Source organism: Commensalibacter sp. M0268 (genome assembly GCF_016101925.1).
Classification (GTDB): domain Bacteria; phylum Pseudomonadota; class Alphaproteobacteria; order Acetobacterales; family Acetobacteraceae; genus Commensalibacter; species Commensalibacter melissae.
In genome coordinates this window covers 123,318-140,096 of record NZ_JACFPQ010000003.1, presented here as the reverse complement: position 1 = coordinate 140,096, position 16,779 = coordinate 123,318, and the positions used below count along the sequence as shown (strand labels likewise).

Here is a 16,779-nt window from a genome sequence, read left to right as displayed (position 1 = left end):
TATATGACCATAATTCAAAAAGGTTCTTGTGGAGAAAGTGCTCAAGAGCCTTTTTCCAAAACAGATTCATCCCTACCCAAAGACCGTTTGTACGGACGTCGTCGTGGTCATCCTTTACGCGACAGACAAAAACGGCTTCTTTCAGACTATCTTCCCCGAATCAAATTCCCAACCAGAAATATCAAACACCCCTTTGAGGCTTTTGAAAGTCAACCCAGGGCATTATGGCTGGAAATTGGATTTGGGGGAGGTGAGCACAGCCTTGCCCAGCACCAAATACATTCTGATATTGGTTATATTGCATGTGAGGTATTCGAAAACGGAATTTGTTCCCTATTATCCAATCTTGTTCGAAAAGATGTTAAGGAAACAGAAGCAACTGTTCCAAATATGCTTCGGATATGGAATGAAGATGCACGTATCTTGATCCGTGCATTACCGGAAAATTCAATTGAAAAGGTTTTTCTGCTTTTTCCTGACCCTTGGCCAAAAACGAAACATGCAAAAAGACGGTTTGTCCATCCAGAACGTCTGCCTTTGCTTCATCGTATTCTAACTCCCAAAGGACAATGGTATATTGCAAGTGATGATCCAACCTATCAGGCATGGGTTGAAGAAACCATGGAGAATCAACCCTATTTCAAGAAAATCATGCAAACGAACAAACGTCCTGAAAACTGGCCATCAACCCGTTACGAACAAAAAGCCTACAAGGCTGGAAGATCACCAATTTTCTGGATATTTGAAAAATCATGATTTTTTATTATTATCAACTTTTAGTTCCTGTTCTGCACATTTGACAAGCCTATGCTCGTTATTACGTAAAAATATAAACACCAGAACAGCAACTACAACAAAGATAATCCCTATAACAAGGCCTATAGTCCCTTTTAGTCTAAGAAATTCCTGACCTAGGAAATATGCGGTATATGTAAAGGCACCTGCCCAACACATACCCCCCAAAGCGTTATAGACTAAAAAATCCTTCCAATGCATATGTGTTGCACCCGCCAATAAAGCCGTAAAAAACCTTAAAATGGCAACAAAACGTCCAAAAAAAACAGCTTTACCCCCATGATGCTTAAACAAATATTGTCCTAATAATAGACGATCTGGGGTCAATTTGAATTTAGGACCATATTTTTTCAATACTGGATATCCAACAATACGACCAATAAGATATCCAAAATTATCCCCCATAATCGCACCGACAATCGCAGATAAGGCAATATAATTAATATTGAGGCTACTGTAATGAGAGGCACAGTAAATGGATATGGTAATCAGCAAGCTTTCAGCTGGTAGGATTAATCCCATACTTTCCAACATAATGATAAGACCAACAATATAATAGGCATGGGATTCATAATGATGAACAAATTGTAAAATATAATCTAACAGTGTTTAAAATCCATATTGTTTCATTTCTAAAAATCTTACTATCTTTATGACCGATTCTAACCAATTAAGAAAGATTTAATTTTTATCGAGTTTGTTATGAATATATTCAAAAAAAATGGCCCTTGTGGAAGTTGGCCCTCCCCTTTCACAACGGAAACTGTTGCAGGGAAGAACGTTATTTTTTCCGAATTACAAATAGATGAGGAAAATATATATTGGCTTGAAAGACGTCCACAGGAACAAAATAGAACCGTTCTTGTCCAATGGAATAAAAACAAGGGTATAAAGGATATAACCACACCATCATTTTCTGTTGGAAATAAGGTACATGAATATGGTGGAGGATCCTATAGCGTTCATAAAAACAGTATTGTTTTTAGCGATCTTTATACAGGTGGGATTTGGACTGTTTCACAAGATCGGCAGGCTACTTGTCTGTATCAGGACAAAGCCTTGCGTTTTGCCAGCTTTAACTTGATTGATAAACATGTTTTCTGTGTTTGTGAAGATCATTCAACAAATAATGTTAAAAACAGTCTTGTTCTATTTTCATTGGATAATCCAAATATAATGATAACACTGGATGAAAAAGCTGATTTTTATAGCACACCAACATTATCAAAGAATCAAGCGAAGCTCGCCTGGATTGAATGGTATCATCCTTTCATGCCATGGGAATCAACGTATTTATGCTGTGCCGATTTTGATATTAATGATAAAGCGATTAAAAATAAAAGAATCTTGGCCGGTAATAAACAAATTGAATCTCTGATTGAACCAGCCTGGACAGAAAATAATCAGCTCTATGTTTGCAGTGACCGTGAAAATTGGTGGAATCTTTACCATGTAAATTTACACACTGACGAAGCTGATAACTTAAGAGCCATTACCCAGATGAATGCCGAAATTGGTAAACCACATTGGATTTTTGGCCAAAAAAACTGGTATCCGGCTTCAAATAATAATTTTGTTGTCCAGGCTATTCATCAGGGATTTCCTGAAACATTTGTCATAAGTCATAATAAAATCAAAAAAATCTCCCTAGATCAACCTGAATATTGTCCTGTTCCCATAAAAAATAATGAATTTGCCTGGATAAATTGCTCAACTTCCCGACCAACGGAAATCATTTACCAGGATAATCATCACAATAGACAGGTTATTCAAATATCAAGTCTAGTTCATATACATAAGGAAGACATTTCCATTGGACATACTATATGTTTCCCAACACAGGACCATCAACATGCTTATGGTTTTTTCTATCCACCAACCAATCGGTATTTTCAACCAAATAAAAATGAATTACCTCCCTTGATGGTCATTGCTCATGGTGGACCAACAGGTCAAACTGTTAACAGTTACAATCCAAAGATACAATTCTGGACCAGTCGAGGTTTCGCGGTTGTTGATGTTAATTATCGAGGATCTACGGGTTTTGGAAAAACCTACCGGAATGCATTACAAAAAAAATGGGGAATCCTGGATGTCCAGGATTGTATTGATGCCTGTAACTATCTAATCAAGCAACAAAAGGTTGACCCAAAAAAAATCGTCATAAAAGGCAGTAGCGCAGGAGGCTTTACCGTATTATCAGCCCTAGTCAAATCCAAGATTTTTGCTGCAGGATCATGTTTATATGGTGTGGGGGATTTAACAGCCCTGGCTGAGGAAACACATAAATTTGAATCCAACTATTTAAATGGTCTTATCGGATCTTATCCAGAAGAAAAAGAGCTTTATCATGAACGCTCCCCTTTGACCCATATTCATCAAATTGCATGTCCCCTTATTCTTTTTCAAGGCCTTAAAGATATGGTGGTCCCTCCATCACAGGCAGAAAATATTATTAAAGTTTTAAAAAACAACCATATTCCCCATGCATATTATACATTTAAAGAAGAAGGACATGGATTTAAACAAGAGGCAACCGTAAAAAAAGTTCTTGAGCTGGAGCTGGCTTTTTTTGGTAAAATTCTTGGGTTTAAACCGGATAGTATTTCTGAAAAGGTAACATTACACACTTAGATAAAAAAGCAAATCCTTTTTTGGATTTGTTTTAATGGGTTACAAACATTTACAATAATTCAAAAAGCAATATTTCAGCAGCTTTAACTGTTGTGATCTGAATATTTTCCTCATCAAACACAGCAACGCCATCACTTGTTTGAATCAATTGTCCATTTACTCTCAATTCACCAGTAACAACTTGAATCCATACATTTCCGTATCTTTTTAAAATTGTATATTCATGATCTTCTTGTGCCTTAAATCGCCAACGCCAAAGATTCATGTCTTGGTAAATCTTTAGGGAATTTTCACGTGCGTCTGATGATAAAATGAGTTGCATACCCTCAACCTCAGGAAAATATCTTGTTTCATACCGTGGCTTAATATTTATTTCATTTGGTTTAATCCATATCTGATAAAAATGTAACGTTTCCTGATCAGAGGGATTATATTCTGAATGATGAATTCCGGTACCGGCACTCATGATCTGAAACTCGCCGGCTTTTACCCGTTCCCTAAAACCCATACTATCTTGATGTTCAATGGTTCCTTCCAATACATAGGAAAGAATTTCCATATTCTTGTGTGGGTGCTGACCAAACCCTTTACCCACCTGTACCCGATCTTCATTAATTACCCTTAAATCTGAAAACCCCATAAAATCCGGATCATAGTAATTTGCAAACGAAAAACTGTGATAGGTTTCAAGCCAGCCATGGTTGGCATGCCCTCTTGCATTTGCCTCACGTACATAAATCATTCTATAGACTTTCAAATATTCAAGATAATGGAATCGATATTAATCAAGAATGTTTCATAAATACCATTGGTTTCCTAATTCTTAACGGAATGGTCTCTGCGAAATAATGTCCATTCCTCAATAACCTGTCCACCAGGTAAAAGACAATCATTATATTCTCCAAGATTATTTTGTCTTTTGATCAGCTTTCCCTTCAACTTTAGACAATAAACAGAGGCGGGATTGGGCATCCCTATTTTTTGGGCGGGAAATGAGATTTTATGATTACTTTTATTGGCCGCCTGGCAATTGGACAGGATAAAAACCGATAATAATATTCCAATATTAACAAAATATTTATTCAAGTTTTACCCCTTTTGAATGTATTTACTGTTTTATAATACTATGTTTCAGATAATTTCAGAACAAATTATTTACCTCCATTCTCTCATCAAATATCAAATAAAAAAACCTAACCTCAAACAAGGTTAGGCTCCATATCAGAATTTAAACCCAATTTGTAGCTAAACTCTTCTTTTGCCTGCAATCCAAACCTGTTCAACCTGCATATTGGCATTCATCACAACAAAATCTGCCCTTTTTCCAGGTGTGATCTCACCACGATCAGTCAATCCCTGATATTGGGCTGCATTTGTACTTACCAAGCGTGTCGCTTCCGGTAGTGTTGCCCCATGAACCAAAGCGTTACGAAAGGCTTGATCAAGCGTTAGAACGCTTCCTGCAAGATGTCCATTCATTCCCATCACACAACCATTTTTAATGATCACTTTCTGTCCACCCAATTCACTTTCACCCTCAAGCATTCCAGCTCCACGCATCGCATCTGTCACAAACAGCAAATGATCGGGTTTTTGACGATGTGCCAATCGAAAATTGACAGGATGAACATGATGGGTATCAAAAATCATCTCAGCGTATGCCTTATCATCATCTAATATGGCCCCGGCAAGACCTGGAGCGCGTCCTTCAATCCCACCCATTGCATTAAATAAATGGGTTCCCCCCACAACACCATGATGCGTATGAGTTATTTGCAAAGCATGTTGGGCTTGGCTATAGCTGCATGCCGTATGTCCCAAACTGACACGAATTCCAGCCTTGGTTAATAAAGGAACAGCCTGTTCAATATATTCAACTTCAGGGGCAATGGTAATGACTCTGACAATATCCAGTTCTATCATTTCCTGAAGCACTTCTGCCTTTGGCATGATATTAAATGGAGGCTGGGCACCCAGTTTTTTACTACTGATAAAAGGACCTTCCAAATGGGCACCTCGAATATCGGGAAGATCCGCTAATCCCTTTTGTCGCACCTCTTTAACTGCCCGAAGTGAATCAAGAATTTCTTTCCATGGCCGTGTTATGGTTGTTGGTAGAATGGTTGTCGTGCCATGATGCATATGAAATCTTGAAAGCCTTTCAATTGCCTCCGCACCATCCATTGTATCCGCGCCATCTCCACCATGAACATGACCATCAATAAAACCCGGCAGAATATAATATTGTGGATCTTTATTGGATAAATTTCCAGCCTCTATATCAGAAATTATCTCACCAAAAGATATATTACCTGTAACAACCCGATCACGTAATACAATACGTCCTTGTAAATTGGTCATCCCTATGCACCCTCATTAATAATGACAGGTCGAGATGCTTTGCTTCTTTTCAGGTCAAAATAACCATAAATGCCATATAAACCCATAATCGTGTAACAAATAATGGCTATACTTGCAAAAACCGTTTGGAAATCAATAAATTTCGTATAATAACTGTAAATTTGCGGAATAACAGCACCTCCACAAATCCCCATTACCATTAAAGCTGCACCACTAGCTGTTCGTTCACCCAAACCACGTATGGCAATTGGAAAAATAGCGGGCCACATCATTGAATTGGCAAATCCCAATAGAGCGGTAAAAGTAATTGAAATATATCCGGTGGTCAACCATGCACCAATAGCAAAAATAATGCCTAAAACATTGGATACAACCAGATAACTTTCTTGAGAAAGAATTTTAGGGGTAATAATAATTCCTGCAAAATAACCGGCCAACATTGCAGAAAGGGTAAAAGAAGAAAAAAACTTGGTAATATCGAGAGAAATATGAAAATCTGATCCATAAGTACCGATGGCACTTCCAGCCAAAACTTCCATACCTACATAGGTAAATATACACAAAACACCAAACCATAAACGAGGAGAGGTAGGAATTCCACCACTATTTCCTTTTTGCTGTCCATCATCTTCATTGTTGATTTCTGGTAAAGTCGAACGATAAATTCCAAAAGCAACCAAAAGCAAAATCAATGCCATTCCCATATATGGATAATAAACTTTATCAGCAAAAACAGATATAATTTGCGTTTTCTCACTAATGGATTTGGCGGCATCAATACGTTCCTGGATGCCACTGATATTTGTAACAAACATTCCAAAGATTACAGGGGCAAGAATACCAGCACCCTTATTGCAAATACCCATTATTGCCTGCCTTTGGGCACCTTTTTCAATAGGCCCCAAAATACTAACATAAGGATTTACAGCGGTTTGTAGACACGACAATCCAACCCCAATAATAAATAAACCTATTAAAACCCCAGTATACCAATGAGATTTTATAAACTGGCCAAAAATTAATGCACCTATTGCCATGACAATCAATGCAATACACAAGCCATTTTTCATGCCTGTCTTTTTTAACACCCATGAGGCGGGAAGTGAAAAAACAAAAAAGGATATGTAAAAAGCAGATAAAACAAAAAAAGCATTGAAATCATCAAGCGAAAAAGCAACTTTTACAAAAGGGATTAGAGGGCTATTAATCCAAGTAAAAAATCCAATAACAAAAAAAAGAACACCTACAATAATAAGAGGTTTTGTCGTATTCTGAGGAACATTAGGCGATATCTGATCAGACATATATTTTCCTTTTATCCACACCTTGAATTGTTATTTTTAACGATATTGGGCATATTCAGGTTCGTTTTGGAAAACCCAATCATAATATTGGCGACCTGACAATTGAGAGGCTGCCGCTTCATCAACCAGAATCTTACATGCAGAATGAAGTTGTAGTGCAGACGCACTAATCATCGAAGTGATAGGTCCCTCAACTGCCTTTGCCAAAATTGATGCTTTGCTTTCTCCTAAGGCAACCAATAGGATTGACCGCGCTTCCAAAATCGTACCAACACCCATGGTCATTGCACGACTGGGAACCTTTTCCGGATCTCCTCCAAACATTTCTGCATTTTGTTGACGTGTATGAGGGGTTAAGCTTTTATCCCTGGTTCGTGACATTAACGCGGACAAGGGTTCATTAAAACCAATATGACCGGTTTCACCAATACCTAACAATTGAAGATCTATTCCGCCCACTTTACGAATTTCTTCTTCATAGCGTTTACCTTCGGAATGCACATCCTGTGCCATACCATTTGGAACATGTGTATTTTTCAAATCAATATTCACATGCCTGAATAAATGATAATCCATATAGCTACGATAAGAATTGGGGTCTTCTGCGGACAAACCAATATATTCATCTAGATTGAAAGAATGACATCCGGAAAAGTCCAGCCCTTCATTTTTATGCATCTGGACCAAAATTGCATAAATCCGTTCCATGGTTCGACCCGTTGCCAGTCCTAAAACAATCTTTTGTTTTTCTTTGATTTTCTGGGCAATAAAAGTTGCCGCCAACTGTGCTGTTTTCTCTGCATCTGGGCGAATAATGACTTCCATTAATGTACTTCCTTATTTTTATATGCTTGAAGCGCCAGGTAATAGGCACCATCTAAAGATTGACCTTGAGCAGGAATAATATGTTCACGCACTTTTGGAGATAATCGAGATAAGAAAATATTTGCCAGTCCTCCTAATAAACACAAAGGAAGATCCGCATATTCGTCTTTTAGTAATGCCAAAGCCAAATCAGATATAATTTCCGCTGCTTTATCCAAGAATAAACTTGCGTCAGAACATCCAGTTTCCGCTTGCTCAATCAGCCATGGAACCAAAGAACCAAATTTTTGTGGTTGCGCTCTTACTGCCCACAACATTGGATCCTCTCCCTGCCGCTTTAAATGGTTATATAATTTTCTGCTTAAATCGGTTTCCGGCTTACGTCCCTCTATACGTTGCAACATGTCAGATATCAATTGCAATCCCAGCCAGGCTCCACCTCCCTGATCATCCTGCGGAAAACCCCAGCCGCTTAATTTTTTATGTTTATCATTGAAAATGGCATAGGCCACTGTCCCTGTTCCAATGGCAATAACCGCGCCATTTTTACCTTTATGCGCACCTAGACATGATGTATGAGCATCTGTTTCAAAAATAAATTTTTCAAAACCTGTGCATAATTTCCTAAAATTTTCACGGGCAACAGGAACCTCTGCACCGGCCAGACCAGCACCTCCATATAAATTAACATCCTCTGGTGTAATATCCAATTGTTTTAAACTGTTATCCAGAGTTTCTTTAATAGAAAACCAGCTTTCTTGCGTGTTACTCGCAATATTCGCTGGCCCCCCTTTATTTTCTAATAAAAATTTTCCATCAGCTGTAAAAATTTGTATGATGGATTTAGTGGCTCCACCATCAATACTGATTAATAAATCTTGTTTTTTTTTCATAGTCACCCAATCTAGATTATTCGTCGATTAAGCAAATAAAAAATTTAACAAATAAAAAAAATTTATTTACTTTATAAGCCCCTCATTTATTAATTAATTATTAACTTTTAAAATTCCAATAGAAGATAATAAATACGTTTCATTATTCTGGTTTAATTTTCCGATTTTCTTTACATCCATAAAGAATATAATGCTGAACAGGGTTAATACCTGCCGCTTTTACATCAGGATAGGTTTCCAGATAAAAATCCTGATCAAATTCACGAATAATGTCCCATTCTTTTAAATGAACTATTTGACTTTTATCTTTTAAATCATTCAGGAATTCCTGTTTTTGATTTCGTGAAAACCAGGGGTACCGGAAAAGCGGCTCCTCTTTTAGGTCATTTAGCGTTTTTTCATTATTTCTTGCTTCTTCTGGGGAACCTGTTGAGGGAATGGGCATCAATTTTAATCCACTATCCATAACCGCATAAACGATGGAATTATCTTCCCTGACAATTCCCCCAAATCCAGATTTAACATATCTTGTTGAATAATCCGTATGTTCATGTCCATAACGCCCAAAACGGTTATCCATATAACCAACCAGGGGAAAAGCCTCCCTGCTGACCGTGATACATGAACCCGCAATTAGTGGGGATATGCCCGGATTCTGCGCATTACAATCACCATAAAGCAATTTGTCCTTCCATTCTGGAACGACAAAGGTGACATGTCCATGAATTTGGGCTGCCTTTGCCCATTCCACATCCCATCCATACATCGTTGGGAAAATATCATCATCCAGTAAAATAAACATATCGGCTTGCGTATAGTTGGCCAAGTAGTAAATCCCCCTGTTTTTATTCCAGGCGATACCCTTGTTCTTTCCCGTAATGTAATTTATTTTTTCCCTGTTTAAAACATCAACCGTTTCATCTGTTGAACCATCGTCACATACAATCAGTTCATATTCATTCAAGGAAAACTTTTGGATCAGGCGTATTTGTTCTATTAAATATTCAATCCGGTTAAATGTAGTTATTGCAATACCAATTTTCATAAAATTATCAACTTCACAAAATTAAATTCATTAAAATAACCCTCAATTCTGGTGTAATTGACACTCAACAGGCTTTAATGCTGGTTAAGGGTTTCATAACTAATTATTAACTTTTTTCTGCCAACCTCTCAAATAATTAATTTTGTTGTGTAATAATTTTACAAATTCTGGTTTGCCTGCCAATTTCCCGAACAGCATTTTGTCTCCCGCATATTCCGCAACGGGGTCCCCTGCCTTGAACATTTCGTGAACAGCTTGCTGATCCATAATACCATCCTGATATTGATAGGGAATTAGATCCTTTACATAATTTTCCAGGAAAACAAAAAATAATGCCGGTAAAACGGCAGTTGCATCAGGTGTTTTACCCCGATCGTAACATTCGGTTAAGGTGGGTGTAATAAACCCCGGGATTTTGGAAAAACTGTCTGCAGCCACGCGTTGATTCGTATCTTTTATATACGGATTACTAAAACGATCCAATACAACATCCCTGTATCTGGCCAAATCAAGGGGACTTGGTGTCAGACAAGGGATAACGTCCTCTGTAACATAATTCCATGCCATTTTCCTGATCTCAGCATTGGCCACATCCTCATGAATAAAGGAGAGCCCTGCCAAGGTTCCCGCCCAAGCGACACAACTGTGACTTGAATTCAGGATACGAATTTTTGCCTCTTCCCATGGATCAACCGATTTTACCATTTCAACCCCGACTTTCTCAAGTTCGGGGCGACCATCGATAAAATGATCCTCGATAACCCATTGAATGAATGATTCCGCCATAACGGGGGCGGCATCCCTGAAATGCGTGGCCCCATATACCCGTTCCGGTAAATCGGCTGAGGGACGGGGGGTGATACGATCCACCATAGTATTTGGAGAGGAAGTGTTTTTCCTTACCCATTCCAGCAACTGGTCTTCCCGAGACAGTTTCAGGAATTCGATAAACCCGTTTCTGAAACGTTCCCCATTGTGACGTAAATTATCACAACTTAACAGGGTGACAGGTTGGCCACCCTTTTTAATTCTTTCCTTTAGAATTGCCTTTAAGGCACCATAAATCGTGCAGATTTCACCCTTGAGTTCAGACTGGATATCCCTGCTGCTCTTATCAAGCTGATGATTGGTATCCAGATAATATCCACCTTCTGTAACGGTAAAAGCAATAATTTTTGTTTCAGGCCTGATCCCCTGTTCAACAAGGCCTTGCATTTTATCATCATAGGGCAGGATTTTTTGAATAGATGTGATTTTTTCATAATCCCGTTCACCTTTTGGGGTGACGGTTTCCAATATATACTGACCATCCTGTTTTGACAGGGCGTCCAACAACGGAGCCGTATCCTTGCGTATCCCCCCAGCCGCCACAATCCATTTTTCCCTGGTATTTTCCTGTAACAAACGATGAAGATACCATGCCTGATGGGCACGCTGAAAAGAACCAATACCAATATGCATCCATATATTTGTCATGACTGAACCCCTTGAGATGATTGTACCTAATATTGCAGGATCATTGTGAATGAGATTATGTTCTGTATTAAAACATATTATATAACCAATTGAAATAATTAATAAATATTTTAGACAATGCGAATCATAATCAATTGACCGATTATTAATAAATTAATTGATTTATCAAAATAATTTGATGGAATGGAACGATATTTACCAACAATGTTATTTCAAAAAGGTAAGCATATTTAATAATTTGAATTATTTGTTAATTTCTTTTTAGTATTCATCATTTAAAATGACCTCGGCATTACAGAATTTACTGGAACAATTCCGTCATACAACGCAAACGGAACGGGATAAGGGAACCAGTTTTGAAAACCTGATGATCAAGTATTTCAAAACTGAACCAGCTTATAAAAATAAATACAAGGATATTTTACCCTATTCTGACTGGGTATCCTGTTATGGAAAGGTCCTGAACATCACGGATAAAAAGGACACGGGTATTGATTTGGTCGGGGTCACTTTGAATAATGAACTTCATGCCTTTCAATGCAAAAACTATGATCCGGACAGGACAATCAGCAAAAATGACATAGACAGCTTCTTTACCGCTTCGGGCAAGAAATATTTTACCTATCGCTATATCATATCCACGACTGACAAATGGACAGAAAATGCTGAAAATGCCCTGGAAAACCAGAATCCCCCGGTCAGCAAGATCGATCTGCATCACTTGGAACAGAGTGTTATTGACTGGTCAAAATACTTGCATGAAGAAAAACCGGTTTTAAAACCCAAGAAAAAGCTGCTTGATCATCAGGCGTCCGCCCTGGAAGCCGTGCAACACGGCCTGAAAACCGCGGATCGCGGCAAACTGATCATGGCATGTGGTACAGGAAAAACATTTACCTCGCTAAAAATTGCCGAAACCATGGCAGGAAAGGGGAAAACCGTATTATTTCTGGTTCCAAGCCTTTCCCTGCTCAGTCAGAGCCTTACAGAATGGACGCAAGAGAGTGCCATTGAAATAAACAGTTTCGCGGTCTGTTCAGACAGTGATGTAGGCAAGAAACATGCCAGGGAGGATGACCGTGTCATTGCGGGAATCAGTGATTTGCAATATCCGGCAACAACCCATGCCGAAAGTCTGAAAAAAGCGTTTCACGTGGCCCTTGATAATAATCCCGAAGCCATGACGGTCATTTTTTCAACCTATCATTCCATCGAGGTTCTTAACCAGGCGCAACAGGGTGAAAACGCCATTCCGGCATTCGATCTGGTCATCTGTGATGAAGCGCACCGTACGACGGGTGCAACCTATGAGGGAGATGATGAATCCGCATTTGTCAGAATTCATGACAATGAATATATTCTTGGAAAAAAACGTTTATACATGACCGCAACCCCCCGGATTTATGCCGAAGCCAGCAAGAAAAAGGCCAGGGATGAATCTATTGTCGTCTATTCAATGGATGATCCGGCTATCTATGGTGAGGATTTATATGTCATCACATTTTCCCAGGCCGTATCACGGAACTTGCTGGTTGATTACAAAGTCATCGTTCTGGCCGTGGAGGAAAGCCACATCAACAGACGCCTGCAAGAATTGCTGAAGGATCAGGATAATGCCTTGAAGGTTGATGATGCGGCAAAAATCGTTGGTTGCTGGAAAGCCCTGTCTAAACAGGGTCTGTATGAAAATCCCGATAATTCGGCAGATCCCATGCAACGCGCCGTTGCCTTTTGCCAGGTCATTGAGGCAACATATAAAGGCAGGACACACAAAGTCAGTTCCAAACTAATTGCCGAGATGTTTGGCAAGGTTGTTGAACAATATCAACATCACGAAACCGAAGAACGTTCAAAAGAAAATCCTGACGCATTTCCGGACAGGGCCTTGAGCATGACTTGTGAGGCAGAACATATTGATGGGGGAATGAACGCGGGGGAAAAGGAAACGAAACTGGAATGGCTGAAATCCGAAATACCAGAAAATACCTGTCGCATACTGTCAAATGTCCGGTGCCTGTCCGAAGGGGTAGATGTTCCGGCACTGGATGCCGTTCTTTTCCTGACAGCCCGTTCATCCCAGGTGGACGTGGTTCAATCCGTTGGCCGGGTTATGCGCAAGGCACCCGGAAAAAAGTTGGGATATGTCATACTGCCCATTGTCATACCGGCAGGCATTGAGCCTGAAAAGGCACTGGATGACAATCAGACCTATCGTGTTGTATGGCAGGTTCTAAATGCCCTCCGTTCCCATGATGACCGTTTTGACGCAACCATCAACAAGCTGGAATTCAATGGAAAGGCCCCCTCAAGAATAGAGGTGATCGCTGTTGCCGACAAGATCGGCCCCAAAAGACAAAAGCAAACCAGATCTCAGGAAATAGCGGCAAGGGCGAGAAAAAGCCATATTATTGGCCAGGCTTCCCAACCCGCATCGAACCGGCAGGGAGACCTGGTCTTCGAGGTTGGGGAAATTGAACGGGCTCTCTATGCCAAAATCGTTAAAAAATGTGGAAACCGGCATCACTGGGAGGACTGGGCAAATGATGTCGCCAAAATTGCCCAAACCCATATCGATCGCATCCAGCACATTCTGGACAACCCGAAAAATCATCAGGCCATTCATCTTTTCAACGAATTTGCCAACGAGTTGCGGGACGATATCAACCCAAATCTCGATGATCATGAAATCATTGAAATGCTGGCCCAGCATATGGTCACAAAACCTGTCTTTGACGCCCTGTTCGGACATTACCGGTTTACCGAGCACAATCCCATTTCAAAGGGAATGCAGAAAATCCTTGAACAGCTGGACAGGGAAAAACTGAACAAGGAACGTGCAACCCTGCAGGCCTTTTACGAATCCGTAAAAATGCGTGCCACGGGCATTGACAGCGCACAGGGCAGACAGCGCATCATCATCGAGCTATATGACAAATTCTTTCGCAATGCCTTTCCACGCATGACCGAAAGATTGGGAATTGTCTACACACCGGTTGAGGTGGTGGATTTCATCATCCACAGCATCGAGCATGTACTGAAAACCGAATTTGGCAGCAGTCTCGCCGAACCCAATGTCCATATTCTTGACCCATTCACAGGTACCGGAACCTTCATCACAAGAATGCTGCAAAGCGGCATTATCACAAAGGACAAACTACCCCACAAATATGAAAATGAAATCCATGCCAATGAGATTGTCCTGCTGGCCTATTATATTGCCACGATCAATATTGAATCAACCTATCACAGTATAATGACGCAACAAAACGATACTGGCAAAACAGAAAAGGAGGAAGGGGGATATACATCCTTTGCCGGAATCTGTCTGACCGACACGTTCGAAATGGCGAAAGGCAGGCAAAAGGATATCGGTAAGGATATCCTGCTAAAGGAAAACAATGAACGGCTTTCCCGTCAGCAGGCCCTTGACATTCAGGTTATCATGAGCAATCCGCCCTATTCCGCTGGGCAGAAATCCATCAATGACAATAATGCCAATCTTTCCTATCCAGTCCTGGATGAAAGAATTCGTGAAACCTATGCCAAATATTCAACGGCAACATTGACAAAAAATCTTATGGATAGTTACGTCAGGGCCATCCGCTGGGCATCGGATAGAATCAGGGAATGCGGTGTTCTCGGTTTTGTCAGCAATGCCAGCTTTATCGACAGCAACACTTGTGATGGCTTGAGAAAATGTCTGGCTGAAGAATTCACCAGCCTTTATATTTTTCATTTACGTGGCAATCAAAGAACTTCTGGTGAACGATCCCGTATGGAAGGTGGTAAAATTTTTGATGCAGGAAGTCGTGCCCCCATTGCCATTTCAATTCTGGTTAAAAACCCCGATCAAAACCAGAGGGGACAAATATATTTCCATGATATTGGCGATTACCTCACCCGTCGGCAAAAACTGGAAACAATACGGAAATTCGGCAATATCAATGGGATTACCCTACACAATGGCTGGATCAATATTGTTCCTGACCGGTTCAATGACTGGATCAATCAGCGTAATCCCGATTTCAATGCCTATATTTCCATAGGAGATAAAGATAATAGGCAAACAATAAGTATCTTTGAAAATTATTCTCTTGGTGTTGCTACTAATCGATATGGCTTTGTTTATAATGCCTCTCTTGAAAAATTGATTGCCAATATTCACAAAACCATTCAGTTCTACAATGACGAGGTTGATCGTTATCTTGCCCAACCCCAATCCACCAAAATTATAAAGGCTGAAGATTTCGTCATTTTTGATTCAACCAGGTTTTCATGGGATCGTCAAAATAAAAAAGATTTAGAAAAAGGAAAAAAATATAAATTTGATTCTTCCTCCCTGTATAAATCCCTATATCGTCCTTTCACGAAATCTTACTTGTATTTTAACAAAGATTTAAATAACATGACTTATCAAATGCCGCGAATTTTTCCAACTGCACAGACTGATAATCGAGTTATCAGTATTACAGGTTTGGGAGTTACAAAAAAATTCAGCTGTATAATATGTAATGTTATTCCAGATGTACAATTACAAGCCAACGGCCAGTGTTTTCCCCTATATCTCTATGACATTTCCCCCCGTGAAAATGATTTGTTGGAAAAGGAAACACCCAAAAGACGGGACGCCATCACCAATGATGCCCTAAAACATTTTCAGGCCGCCTATCCCGATCAGGCCATTACCAGGGAGGATATTTTCTATTACATTTACGGCCTGCTTCACAGTGAAGATTACCGCAACCGTTATGAGGACAATCTGACCAAGGATCTTCCCCGTATTCCCCGTGTCAAGTCGTTTGATGATTTTACCGCCTTCACACAGGCGGGACGCATGCTTGCCGACCTGCACCTGAATTATGAAACTGCTGACTGTTACACCGGGGTTGAAATTGATGGGTTAACCCTTACCCCATCAGGAATTGTCGGGGGGAAAGACCATGAATTTCACGTTACCAAAATGAGATTTCCCCAAAAGAACCAAAAAACGGAAGTCATTTACAATGACTGTTTCACCATCAGAAACATACCTGAAGAGGCCTATGACTATATCGTAAATGGAAAATCGGCCCTGGAATGGGTTATGGAACGCCAATCCGTTACGACAGACAAAAAAACAGGCATTACCAATGATGCCAACGACTGGGCCATTGAAACCATGCATAATCCGAAATATCCGCTTGAACTCTTTCTTCGTGTCATCACTGTCAGTCTGGCAACAAGCAAAATTGTCAATGCCTTGCCTAAACTGAAACTGTAACAGTCAACAGAAATGATATTCAAGGAACTATCCTCATATATCATTCCGAAACCAATTGTAATGCGGATAGAATGTTATCGTTGAAACTTGTTTCTTAAGAAAGCGAATTTAATAATTCAAAATATTGTACCCACTTTTTATCACATAGTCTGTCATGAACTGGCAAGAATATGATAGGTAAATATG

The 16,779-nt window shown here is 39.8% G+C and carries 12 protein-coding genes; 3 read left to right on the top strand and 9 right to left on the bottom strand.

Going from position 1 to position 16,779, the window contains the following annotated elements; all coding sequences use genetic code 11:
* Positions 1–3 precede the first annotated feature (3 nt).
* Positions 4–756, top strand: coding sequence for a tRNA (guanosine(46)-N(7))-methyltransferase TrmB (locus H3R28_RS06175; RefSeq protein WP_198210219.1), 753 nt, complete (start codon positions 4–6; stop codon positions 754–756).
* Here H3R28_RS06175 and H3R28_RS06170 read toward each other — a convergent pair.
* Entirely contained in the window at positions 751–1,329 is a 579-nt protein-coding gene (locus H3R28_RS06170; RefSeq protein ID WP_198210217.1) for a DedA family protein, read from the bottom strand. The two genes, H3R28_RS06175 and H3R28_RS06170, sit on opposite strands and share 6 nt — an antisense overlap.
* Positions 1,330–1,497: 168 nt before the next feature.
* On the opposite strand from H3R28_RS06170, the gene H3R28_RS06165 reads away from it, so the two are divergent.
* A complete protein-coding gene (locus tag H3R28_RS06165; RefSeq protein ID WP_198210215.1) occupies positions 1,498–3,429 on the top strand; it encodes a S9 family peptidase in 1,932 nt (643 codons plus the stop codon).
* Positions 3,430–3,478: 49 nt separating this feature from the next.
* Here the strand turns inward: H3R28_RS06165 and H3R28_RS06160 are convergent, their stop codons facing one another.
* The 8 genes from H3R28_RS06160 to dalD all read right to left on the bottom strand — a co-directional run bounded on the left by H3R28_RS06160 (position 3,479) and on the right by dalD (position 11,333).
* Positions 3,479–4,171 carry a pirin family protein gene (locus tag H3R28_RS06160; protein ID WP_198210213.1) on the bottom strand — a complete coding sequence of 231 codons (693 nt, stop codon included), beginning with the start codon at positions 4,169–4,171 and terminating at the stop codon, positions 3,479–3,481.
* A gap of 74 nt (positions 4,172–4,245) precedes the next feature.
* Complete coding sequence (locus H3R28_RS06155; RefSeq protein WP_198210211.1) at positions 4,246–4,515, bottom strand: DUF333 domain-containing protein; 270 nt, start codon at positions 4,513–4,515, stop codon at positions 4,246–4,248.
* A 159-nt stretch (positions 4,516–4,674) separates the two neighbouring features.
* Complete coding sequence (nagA, locus tag H3R28_RS06150; protein WP_155579851.1) at positions 4,675–5,790, bottom strand: N-acetylglucosamine-6-phosphate deacetylase; 1,116 nt, start codon at positions 5,788–5,790, stop codon at positions 4,675–4,677.
* A gap of 2 nt (positions 5,791–5,792) precedes the next feature.
* Entirely contained in the window at positions 5,793–7,094 is a 1,302-nt protein-coding gene (locus H3R28_RS06145) for a sugar MFS transporter (RefSeq protein ID WP_198210209.1), read from the bottom strand.
* A gap of 36 nt (positions 7,095–7,130) precedes the next feature.
* On the bottom strand, positions 7,131–7,919 hold the full coding sequence (nagB, locus tag H3R28_RS06140; RefSeq protein ID WP_198197850.1) for a glucosamine-6-phosphate deaminase: 789 nt from the start codon (positions 7,917–7,919) through the stop codon (positions 7,131–7,133).
* Positions 7,919–8,812, bottom strand: coding sequence for a BadF/BadG/BcrA/BcrD ATPase family protein (locus tag H3R28_RS06135; protein WP_122124207.1), 894 nt, complete (start codon positions 8,810–8,812; stop codon positions 7,919–7,921). Before H3R28_RS06135 ends, nagB begins: the two co-directional genes overlap by 1 nt.
* Before the next feature lie 142 nt (positions 8,813–8,954).
* Positions 8,955–9,857: a glycosyltransferase family 2 protein gene (locus H3R28_RS06130; protein WP_110439213.1), complete on the bottom strand. Its 903-nt coding sequence runs from the start codon at positions 9,855–9,857 to the stop codon at positions 8,955–8,957.
* Positions 9,858–9,956: 99 nt separating this feature from the next.
* Positions 9,957–11,333: a D-arabinitol 4-dehydrogenase gene (gene dalD, locus H3R28_RS06125; protein WP_232351247.1), complete on the bottom strand. Its 1,377-nt coding sequence runs from the start codon at positions 11,331–11,333 to the stop codon at positions 9,957–9,959.
* Positions 11,334–11,613: 280 nt separating this feature from the next.
* On the opposite strand from dalD, the gene H3R28_RS06120 reads away from it, so the two are divergent.
* Positions 11,614–16,593 (top strand): type ISP restriction/modification enzyme, encoded by a 4,980-nt coding sequence (locus tag H3R28_RS06120; RefSeq protein ID WP_198210207.1) that lies wholly within the window; start codon positions 11,614–11,616, stop codon positions 16,591–16,593.
* Positions 16,594–16,779: the final 186 nt, after the last annotated feature.

Bases quoted from the DNA above. Each gene is read 5' to 3' on its own strand.
- nagA (WP_155579851.1), bottom strand. From the start codon at position 5,790: ATGACCAATTTACAAGGACGTATTGTATTACGTGATCGGGTTGTTACA.
- H3R28_RS06120 (WP_198210207.1), top strand. From the start codon at position 11,614: ATGACCTCGGCATTACAGAATTTACTGGAACAATTCCGTCATACAACG.
- H3R28_RS06135 (WP_122124207.1), bottom strand. From the start codon at position 8,812: ATGAAAAAAAAACAAGATTTATTAATCAGTATTGATGGTGGAGCCACT.
- H3R28_RS06130 (WP_110439213.1), bottom strand. From the start codon at position 9,857: ATGAAAATTGGTATTGCAATAACTACATTTAACCGGATTGAATATTTA.
- H3R28_RS06165 (WP_198210215.1), top strand. From the start codon at position 1,498: ATGAATATATTCAAAAAAAATGGCCCTTGTGGAAGTTGGCCCTCCCCT.
- H3R28_RS06170 (WP_198210217.1), bottom strand. From the start codon at position 1,329: ATGTTGGAAAGTATGGGATTAATCCTACCAGCTGAAAGCTTGCTGATT.
- H3R28_RS06145 (WP_198210209.1), bottom strand. From the start codon at position 7,094: ATGTCTGATCAGATATCGCCTAATGTTCCTCAGAATACGACAAAACCT.
- nagB (WP_198197850.1), bottom strand. From the start codon at position 7,919: ATGGAAGTCATTATTCGCCCAGATGCAGAGAAAACAGCACAGTTGGCG.
- H3R28_RS06160 (WP_198210213.1), bottom strand. From the start codon at position 4,171: ATGATTTATGTACGTGAGGCAAATGCAAGAGGGCATGCCAACCATGGC.
- dalD (WP_232351247.1), bottom strand. From the start codon at position 11,333: ATGACAAATATATGGATGCATATTGGTATTGGTTCTTTTCAGCGTGCC.
- H3R28_RS06175 (WP_198210219.1), top strand. From the start codon at position 4: ATGACCATAATTCAAAAAGGTTCTTGTGGAGAAAGTGCTCAAGAGCCT.